7 protein-coding genes are annotated in these 8,229 nt (G+C 71.7%); 1 reads left to right on the top strand and 6 read right to left on the bottom strand.

Going from position 1 to position 8,229, the window contains the following annotated elements:
- Window positions 1-56 precede the first annotated feature (56 nt).
- Both ACL02U_RS17025 and ACL02U_RS17020 read right to left on the bottom strand, forming a co-directional pair.
- Complete coding sequence (locus ACL02U_RS17025; protein WP_412791684.1) at window positions 57-1,256, bottom strand: acyl-CoA dehydrogenase family protein; 1,200 nt, start codon at window positions 1,254-1,256, stop codon at window positions 57-59.
- Window positions 1,257-1,319: 63 nt separating this feature from the next.
- Window positions 1,320-2,180, bottom strand: coding sequence for an SAM-dependent methyltransferase (locus ACL02U_RS17020; protein ID WP_412791683.1), 861 nt, complete (start codon window positions 2,178-2,180; stop codon window positions 1,320-1,322).
- A gap of 338 nt (window positions 2,181-2,518) precedes the next feature.
- Here ACL02U_RS17020 and ACL02U_RS17015 point away from each other — a divergent pair, with 338 nt between their 5' ends.
- Complete coding sequence (locus ACL02U_RS17015; RefSeq protein ID WP_412791682.1) at window positions 2,519-4,066, top strand: GMC family oxidoreductase; 1,548 nt, start codon at window positions 2,519-2,521, stop codon at window positions 4,064-4,066.
- A gap of 82 nt (window positions 4,067-4,148) precedes the next feature.
- On the opposite strand, the gene ACL02U_RS17010 is transcribed toward ACL02U_RS17015, so the two are convergent.
- From ACL02U_RS17010 to ACL02U_RS16995, 4 genes are all read right to left on the bottom strand, one after another.
- Window positions 4,149-5,021 carry an SDR family NAD(P)-dependent oxidoreductase gene (locus ACL02U_RS17010; RefSeq protein WP_412791681.1) on the bottom strand — a complete coding sequence of 291 codons (873 nt, stop codon included), beginning with the start codon at window positions 5,019-5,021 and terminating at the stop codon, window positions 4,149-4,151.
- Entirely contained in the window at window positions 5,018-5,626 is a 609-nt protein-coding gene (locus tag ACL02U_RS17005) for a carboxymuconolactone decarboxylase family protein (protein WP_412791680.1), read from the bottom strand. The genes ACL02U_RS17010 and ACL02U_RS17005 overlap by 4 nt, the downstream gene beginning before the upstream one ends.
- Before the next feature lie 7 nt (window positions 5,627-5,633).
- Window positions 5,634-6,953, bottom strand: a complete 1,320-nt coding sequence (locus ACL02U_RS17000) for an ABC1 kinase family protein (protein ID WP_412791679.1) — start codon at window positions 6,951-6,953, stop codon at window positions 5,634-5,636.
- 134 nt (window positions 6,954-7,087) lie between these two features.
- Window positions 7,088-8,053 (bottom strand): sigma-70 family RNA polymerase sigma factor, encoded by a 966-nt coding sequence (locus ACL02U_RS16995; RefSeq protein ID WP_412791678.1) that lies wholly within the window; start codon window positions 8,051-8,053, stop codon window positions 7,088-7,090.
- Window positions 8,054-8,229: the final 176 nt, after the last annotated feature.

Below are 8,229 nucleotides of genomic sequence, written 5' to 3'. Positions count from 1 at the left end.
CCCCCCCCCCCCCCCCCCCCCCCCCCCCCCCCCCCCCGCGCGGCGAAGGCACCGGATCAGCGGCGCATCACCAGCTCGCCGTTGACCAGGAAGTCGCCGACGGTCTCGAAGTGCGTGTAGGACAGTGCGAGATGCTTCGTCACCGCACTGATGTCGCGGAAGCAGCGCTCCAGCCGGCTGCTGGCGTACATCGAGGTGGTCCCGGCGAGGGTGAACACCGTCTGCACCGCCTCCGTGGTGCTCTCCGCGAGAGAGGCCGAGGTCAGCCGGATCAGGGCGCTGAGCTCGTCACCGCCGGTCCCCTCCGCGGCCACGACCTGGCGCGCGGCCTCGTAGAGCGCGAGTCGGGCGGAGTAGACCGCCATCTCGGCCCGCGCGAACCTCTCCTGCACCACGCCGTTCGACGCCAGCCGCCGGGTCCCGCTGGCCGGGACCTTCGCGTGTGCCGTCTCCCGGAAGTCGTCCAGGGCGTCGCGTGCCACGCCGAGGGCTACGGGTGCGGTGGAGAACGGCCCGAAGTCGAAGTAGCCGATCGGGTAGCCGCGGGACGGCCGGGCCGGCGGCACCGTGGCCATCTGCGCCTTCCTGACCACGAGTTCCCCGGGCACGAAGACGTCGTCCACGCGGTAGTGGTTGCTCCCGGTGCCGCGCAGGCCGACGGTGTACCAGGTGTCCCGGAAGGTGACCGCGTCGACCGGCACGAACAGCATCAGGATGTCCGGTCCGGACGGTGTCATGACCGGCTTCCCGTCACGGCCGGCCAGGGCCGTGCACACCAGCCAGTCCGCGTGCTCGGAACCGCTGGCCATGGCCCACTCGCCCCGGAGCCGGTAACCGCCCGCCACCGGCTCGGCCAGGCCGGACGGTTTCACGCCGCCGACCACGAAGCCGTCGCCGTCCAGGAAGAGCCGCTGCGAGCACTCCCGGGGCAGGTAGTCGGAAAGCCTCCCGATCGCCCCCTGCACTCCCAACTGCCAGGAGACCGAGGCGTCCACCCCGGCCAGGGACTCCAGTACGCACATGCCCGTGGCCAGGGAGACCTGCCCCCCTCCGAACGCGCGGGACACCCACATACGGGTGAAGCCGGCGTCCCGCAGCGCCTCGAACACCTCACGCGGCATCCGGCGGTCCAGCTCCGCCGCGTCCCGGTGCTTCTCGATCAGCGGGGCGACCTCGTCGACCCGGGCGAGCCACTCGGCCTGGTCGGCCGTCGGAGCGGGTGTCGGCAGCCTCGGGGGCTGCGGTCGCTCGGTCATCGCAGGTGTTCCCTTCGTCACTACACGGGCTGGGCCTTGCGGGGGTGCGGCGGCACGAGGTCGTCAGCTGCGGGCGAGGGCCACCCACATCGGGAGGGGCCGGGGCCCCGTGGTGTCGGTCGGACGCCAGTTCTGGGTCTCCACGACGCCCGGTTCCAGGAGCTCCATGCCGTCGAAGAAGCGGGCCACCTCGTCCCGGGTGCGGCGCACCACGGCCTCGCCGAGCTGCTTGTCGAGCGCGTCCAGGGTGGCGTTCATCTCCGTGTCCTGGTCGTCCTTGGCGAAATGGGACACGGCGACGTAGCTGCCGTCGGCCAGGGCGTCGACGTAGACCGCGAGCAGCCGTGCCGCCTCGTCGTGGTCCTCGACGAAGTGCAGCATGCCGAAGAGGATCAGGGCGACGGGCCGCGAGAAGTCGAGTGTCCGCGCCGCCCGGGAGAGCACGTCCTGCGGATCGTGGAAGTCCGCCTCCAGGAAGGCCACGCTCCCATCGGTCTCGTCCGCCAGCAGATGCCTGGCGTACGCGACCACGACCGGATCGTTGTCCACGTACACGACCCTGGTGTCCGGTGCGGCGGAGCGGGCGGACAGGTGGACGTTGTCCATGGTCGGCAGCCCGCTCGCGATGTCGAGGAACTGGGTGATCCCGCACTCCGCGGCCAGGTGGCGCACGATGCGGGCGAGAGCGCCGCGTGCGTGCCCGATGTCGACCTTCACGCCCTCCACGCCGCCGGTCTCGCCGGGCCAGGCGGCGAAGGCGTACTCGGCGGCCTGCCGGTCCGAGGCGAAGTTGGCGGTTCCCCCGAGCAGATGGTCCATGACCCGGGGCACGTGCGGAACGAGCGGGTCGACGCCTTCCGGAGCGGTCTGCTCGGCAACCGCTGCGGGGCCGCTGTGGTGGTCCGACGGATTGCTACCCGACATGGCGCGGGCCTCCTGTTCTCGGTGGTCCGACGTCCTCGGCCGGACTCCTTGAGCGTGCTCGGGGCCGGACCGTGCGGATTCCGCCCGCACGCCCTCGCCCGGAGGGCGGTGCCGGGGGATGGGTGGGAAGCCGCACGGCCGGTCCCCTCCACCTTGGGGCGTGTCGGACGCGCAGACTTCTCCCTGCGTGCCCACCGGGGGCCGGGCGCTCCCGGCGGCGGCGCGCGGGCCGCCTCTGGGCAACGCGCGAGTAGCCCTGGCGGAGGGGGCGTTGCCAGGCTCGGCTTCGGTCGCAGATCCCTGCGGCGCCCGTGGCGTACAACCCCCGAGGACTGCTTATGACGGCTCAGTATGACGACATCATCGTCGGCGCCGGCTCAGCCGGTGCGGTGCTCGCCGCCCGCCTGTCGGAAGACCCGGGCAGGCGCGTCCTGCTGCTGGAGGCCGGGCCCGACTACCTGACGCGGCAGGAGACGCCGGAGGACATCCGCTACGGCAGGTCCATGTCCTTCGTCGGCCACGACTGGGGCTTCCGCGCCGACATCCGCGACGGCCGCAAGATCCGGTACCCCCGGGGCAGGACGACGGGAGGCTCCTCGGCGGTCGGGGCGACGGTCGGCCTGCGCGGTGTTCCCGCCGACTACGACGACTGGGCCGCGGCCGGCAACCCGGCCTGGTCCTGGTCGCAGGTCCTGCCGTACTTCCGGAAACTGGAGCAGGACCTCGACTACGGCGACAGCGCCCTCCACGGCTCCGACGGCCCCGTCCCGATCCGCCGTTGGCGGCCGGACGAGTTGGCGCAGGGGCAGACGGCGTTCCTGGAGGCCTGTCTCAAGGCCGGGTTCCCGGAGGTCCGGGACCACAACGACCCCGAGGCCACGGGAGTGGGCCCGATCCCCTCCACCCGGCCGGACCGGGACGGCCGCGCCACCACCGCCACGACGTACCTCCGTCTCGCCCGAGGGCGCCGGAACCTCGACGTCAGACCCCACACCCGCGTCGACCGGGTGGTGTTCGAAGGCGATCGGGCGATCGGGGTGCGGGCCGCGGCCGCCGACGGGGCCTTCGAACTCGTCGAGGGCCGGCGGATCGTCCTGGCCGCCGGCGCGGTGGCGTCGCCGGGAATCCTGCAGCGCTCCGGCATCGGGGCGGCCGAGGACCTGCGCCCCCTCGGCATCGACGTGCGCGCGGACCTGTGCGGGGTCGGCGCCAACCTGGTGGACCACCAGCGGACGGGCGCCTTCGTGGTGCCCCGGCCCGGTGTCACCGACCCGACCGGCCCCTTCCTGCAGCAGATCCTGCGCACCACGTCGCCCTGCTCCGGCGAGTTCAACGACCTGCAGTACTACATGGTGAACTACTTCGGGCTGGAGCCGTTCCCCGAGCTGCAGATGCTGGCGGGCGCGCCGGAGATCACCGGGGTGATGGTGGTGTCGCAGCGCCCGGGCTCCCGCGGGCGGATCCGGCTCGCTTCGGCCGATCCCGACGCGGCGCCCGCGATCGAGTTGAACTTCCTCGACGACGAGCGGGAGCTGGACCTCCTGGTCGACGGCGTACGGACCGCCTGGAGCCTGGCGCACCACCCGGGGATCCTGTCCCTGGGCCAGGACTTCGTGGTGCTGCGGGAGGCGATGATCGACAACGACGACATGGTGCGGCAGTACGTGAGGACCAGCCTCGACAGCGCCTACCACCCGGCCGGCACCGTCCGCATGGGCCCGGCGTCGGACCCCTCCACGGTGGTCGACGAGCGCGGCGCGGTCCACGGGGTGGACGCTCTGCACGTCTGCGACGCCTCGATCATGCCGGCCACGGTCCGGGCCAACACCAACCTGACCTCGATCATGATCGGGGAACGGACGGCGGACTGGCTGCGCCACGGCTGAGCGCGGCAGGACGAAGCGGCTCCGGGCCCGAGGGGTCCGGAGCCGCTTCGTCCTGCCGCGGCCGGCGACGGCTGCGGGACGGTCAGGAGGGGGTGGGGAAGAACCGGGTGACGAACGCCTCCCAGGCGCGTTCGCCGAAGAGGACGCGCTGCGGACGCAGCAGCCGGACCGGGACGCCGATCCGGTAGCGGATCCGCGGGCGGCGGGCGCTGATCGCCTTCTCGACGACCTGGGCGACCCGGCCCGCCCGGACCGAGGTACGCCCGCGGCCCTTGGGATGCTCCACTTCGCGGTAGGCCCCGTGCCAGTCGACGAAGTGCTGCCAGAAGTCGCGGTAGAGGTCGCTGTCGGTCTCCAGCCCGAGGTCGCCGACCGTGGTGGGGACGAACGACCCCAGGATCGGCGACGGCTCGATGACCACGACCTTGATCCCGCTGGGAGCAACCTCGAGCCGCAGGGAGTCGCTGACGGCCTCCAACGCGTGCTTGGTCGCCTGGTAGTAGCCCCGCCCGGGCGTGGCGAACAGGCCGAAGATCGAGGACATCATGACGATCCGGCCCGCCTGCTGGGCCCTCATGCCGGGCAGCACCAGCTGCGTCATCCGGGACAACCCGAAGAGGTTGGTCTCGAACTGCCGGCGCACCGCCGCGACCGGGGTCTCGCCGATGGTGCCGTTGAGGCTGTAGGCGGCGTTGTTGACGAGGACGCCGACCGCCCCGTGCTCGTCCGTGATCCGGTCGACGGCAGCCGCCATGGACCGCTCGTCGGTGACGTCGACCCGCAGCGTCGTGATGCCCTGCTCGGCCAGGTCCTTGAGGCCGTCCGGGTTCCGTCCGGTGGCGTAGACCGGCCATCCCGCACGGTGCAGGCGCAGCGCGGTGGCACGTCCGGTTCCCGAGGAGAGGCCGCTCTGCGAACTGACCCCGGTGATGAGGACGGCCCTGGACGGCGTCACGCGTCACCCCCGGCCGGGACGTCCTGCTGGGATATGCGGCTCGCCGTGACGGAGGTGCCCAGCCCCAGGCCGTCCACCATGCGGGTGATGAAGTTGAAGAGCGAGGTGGTGAAGAACGCCTCGAGGAGTTCCTCGGCGGTCCATCCCGCGTCGAGAGCCGACTGCCAGTCCTCGTCGGTGATCTTGTAAGCCTCCCGCGTCAGCTTGGTCAGCAGCCGGAGCAGGGTCCTGGTGCGCTCGTCCACGGGGAGGTCGTCCACGGACGCCGCAGCCTCGATGGCCTCGCTGAGTTCCTCCGAGCCGCCGAACACCTGGAGGAAGAAGCGGTGCGTCCCGACGCAGTACGGGCACTGGTTCACCTTGGAGGTCCACGCGCAGATGAGCTCCCTGGTCCGGCGCGGCAGGACGCCGTCGAGGAAGATCCCCCGGTACCCGGCGAGTACCACCCCGAGGAGGTCCGGGCGGGTGGACACCAGCCGGAACATGTCCGGGACGAAGGGCAGTTCGGTGGCCTGCTTCACCTCCTCGTACAGCTCGGCCAACCGTCCGGTGGCCTCCTTCTCCTCGATCAGCGGGACACGGATTCCACTTGGTGCATCGCCCATGCTGGACTCACTTTCCTTGAGGAAGGGAAACCACGCCGCGCGGGATGTTGCGCCGGCGCAGCACCGGAACGGCCTCGGCCTGGAAATCGACGTCGGCGTCGAAACGCTTGATCATTCCCTCGATGACGAGGAGCGAAAGCAGGGGAAAGGCGAACTCGGGTGCCGGGTAGAGACCGAAACGCCTCTGGAGTTCGAAGAGCCGCCCGGCGAAGCGCGCCAGCTCGAAATCACCCGACCTGGCGCCCGACGCCGCCCCGACGAGTTCGCACAGCCCGGCCCGGAACGCCTCCAGATCGCAGTCCTCCGCGGTCCGCGAAGCGCTCTCGATCACGATCTGGGCGCACATCCAGCCGTCGCCCATGGCCATGTTGATGAAGAAGTCCGCGAAGGACCGCCGCACCGCGTCCGGCAGCCGGATGACGAAACCGGCGTCGAGGACCACCAGATCCGCGTCCCGGTCGAAGTAGAGGTTGCCGGGGTGCAGGTCGCAGTGGACCAGGCCGTCCACGAACAGCATCTCGTACACGGCGGCGAGCACCGCGCGGACCACGCCCCGCCGGGCGTCCGCGTCCAGCTCACCGGGTTCGAACCGGGCCAGTCCGCCCACGTACTCCATGACGACGGTCTCCGGGGTGCACAGCTCGGGCAGCGCCTCGGGGACGCGCACGTTGTCGAAGCCGGCCAGATTGGCGCGCAGCGCCGTCAGACTCGCGGCCTCGGCCCCGAAGTCGAGCTGGCGCAGGATCGCACCGCCCACCTGGGAGTGCATCAGACCGAACGGCATCCCCCGCAGCCCCGGGAGCGCGCCCATGATCCGCATGGCCGCGGCGGACAGGGCGAAGTCCTGGCGCATCACCCGCTCGATCCCGGGACGGCGGACCTTCACGGCGACCCGCCGGCCGTCGAGCGTCACCGCCTCGTGGACGGTGGCGATGCTGCCGCACGCGACGGGCTGCCGGTCGAAGGACCTGAACGGCCACGGAACGTCCCGGTACGCCCGCCGCACCGCCCCCTCGATGTCACGGAGCGGGGGCGGAGCCGCGGCGTCCGTGAGCCGGCCGAGCGGAACGGTGATCTCGTCCGGCAGCAGGTCCCGGCGGGTGCTCAGCAACTGGCCGATCTTGATGTAGGACGGTCCGAGCCGGCCGAGCAGCGCGGCCCAGCGCTCCCCGTTGCGCAGTGCCGGCCCGCCGGCGCCCCGCCGCACGCGGGAGGCGCACGCCGAGGCGGCGAACAGAACACCGTATCCGGACACGACGGCACCCGTGCGGATGCAGCGCCACACCAGGCCCGGCAGCCGGACCAGGCGTTTCGGGACAGCCCTCACTGTCGCCCCCTGTCAGGTGGATTCCCAGCGGGGCGACGGGTCGGACGCCCGAGCACCATCGTGCGGAGCCGGGCACCGGGGCGACTACTCCCCTCGTGCTCTGCCGAGGGCGCTCGGGGGCGGAGCGGAGGGGTTCAGTCGTCCAGGACCGGTGCGAGGCCGAACGAGGAGAACACGGCGGTGTCCTGGAAGACGGAGTTCCTGCTGATGCCGGTCGAGGAGACGGTGAGCACCTGGAGCGTGTGCAGCTCGAACACCCCCGACTCGCCGCGGCGGTAGGCGGCGAACGCCGGTTGCCCGTTCGCACGCTGCGGCACGAGACGCCAGTCGGCACCGGCCCTGCCGAAGAGCCACTCCATGAAACGGCCGTAGTTGTCCCGCCCCACGAACCAGTTGAGCATGGGCGGCATCTCCATCAGCACGTCGTCGGAGAGGATCTGCTTCAGTCCCTCGACGTCCGCCTTCTCGAACGCGGCCATGTAGCGCTCCACCCAGACGCGCTGATCGCTCTCGGACGGCTCGGAGATGCCCTCCTCCAGCAGGCTCTCGTCCCTCAACCGGGCCCGGGCCCGCTGCAGGGAGCTGTTGACGGAGGCGGACGTGGTGTCCAGGATCTCCGCGGACTCGGCGGCCGAGAAGGAGAGGACCTCCCGCAGGATCAGCACGGCCCGCTCCCGCGCCGACAGGTGCTGGAGGGCCGCGACGAAGGCGAGACGCAGGCTGCTGCGCTCGATCGCCGCACCCGCGGGGTCGGCCCGGTGGAGCAGGGAGTCCGGCAGCGGCTGCAGCCAGGTGACCTCACCGCCGTGGGCGAAGGGCTGAAGCGGGTCGCTGGCCGCGACCAGACCCGACGGCATCGGCCGGCGGTCCTTGCCCTCGAGAGCGGTCAGGCACACGTTCGTCGCGATCCGGTACAGCCAGGTGCGCACCGAACTGCGCGCGGGATCGTAGTCGCCCCGTGCCCGCCACGCCCGGAGGTAGGTGTCCTGCACCAGATCCTCGGCGTCCTGGACGGAACCGAGCATGCGGTAGCAGTGGGCCAGCAGTTCCGTCCGGTGGGGCTCGATCCGACGTTCGAAGTCATCGATGACCGCTGCCACGCAGAGTCCCTTCCCGCGCCTCCAGTTGCGGCCGACCTTAGCGCACGGAAACGGCGCGCACGGCTGCAGCGAAACGGGCGGGAGCCCTCACGCCGACGACCCGCGGCTTTGCGGGTCGGGCGGCGTGTTCCCGGCCGGGGGAACACCGCGCGGAAACGGCGTCTGCCGCCCATTAC

Origin of the sequence: Streptomyces sp. MS06, assembly GCF_047200655.1 — a bacterium.
Lineage (GTDB): Bacteria > Actinomycetota > Actinomycetes > Streptomycetales > Streptomycetaceae > Streptomyces.
This window is presented reverse-complemented; position numbering and strand designations above follow the sequence as displayed.

Excerpts from the sequence above, each read along its gene's own strand:
- ACL02U_RS17005 (WP_412791680.1), bottom strand. The coding sequence starts at position 5,626 with ATGGGCGATGCACCAAGTGGAATCCGTGTCCCGCTGATCGAGGAGAAG.
- ACL02U_RS17025 (WP_412791684.1), bottom strand. The coding sequence starts at position 1,256 with ATGACCGAGCGACCGCAGCCCCCGAGGCTGCCGACACCCGCTCCGACG.
- ACL02U_RS17020 (WP_412791683.1), bottom strand. The coding sequence starts at position 2,180 with ATGTCGGGTAGCAATCCGTCGGACCACCACAGCGGCCCCGCAGCGGTT.
- ACL02U_RS17015 (WP_412791682.1), top strand. The coding sequence starts at position 2,519 with ATGACGGCTCAGTATGACGACATCATCGTCGGCGCCGGCTCAGCCGGT.